Source organism: Acetobacter indonesiensis, assembly GCF_000963945.1.
In the GTDB taxonomy this organism is placed as follows: Bacteria; Pseudomonadota; Alphaproteobacteria; order Acetobacterales; family Acetobacteraceae; genus Acetobacter; species Acetobacter indonesiensis.
Genome location: NZ_BAMW01000121.1, coordinates 1 through 272, shown reverse-complemented (window position 1 = coordinate 272; position 272 = coordinate 1). Strand labels below are relative to the sequence as shown.

1 pseudogene is annotated in these 272 nt (G+C 54.4%); it reads right to left on the bottom strand.

Annotated elements, in window-relative coordinates:
- Positions 1–74: 74 nt before the first annotated feature.
- Positions 75–272, bottom strand: a pseudogene (locus Abin_RS15690) (hypothetical protein); the annotation flags it as partial.

Here is a 272-nt window from a genome sequence, read left to right as displayed (position 1 = left end):
CCGGGAAACCCCATGCTCGGTAGCCACGCGTCGAAACCTGCAGAATCTGACACAGATCGGCGATGGGCCAGCAGTCACGATTGGCTCTGATAAAGGCAAACCTCACGTCTTTTGGTTTGCGTAGAACTACGCGGCTTTTTTAATATTTGCTTCTCCTCCCGCAGCACACGGTTTTCCAGGCGAAGACGCTCATTTCCTCGGACGAGGTCTGTCTGCGCTTCAGACGCTGTCAGATCAGTCGACCGATACTGCGAAATCCAGTGGCTCAGCGT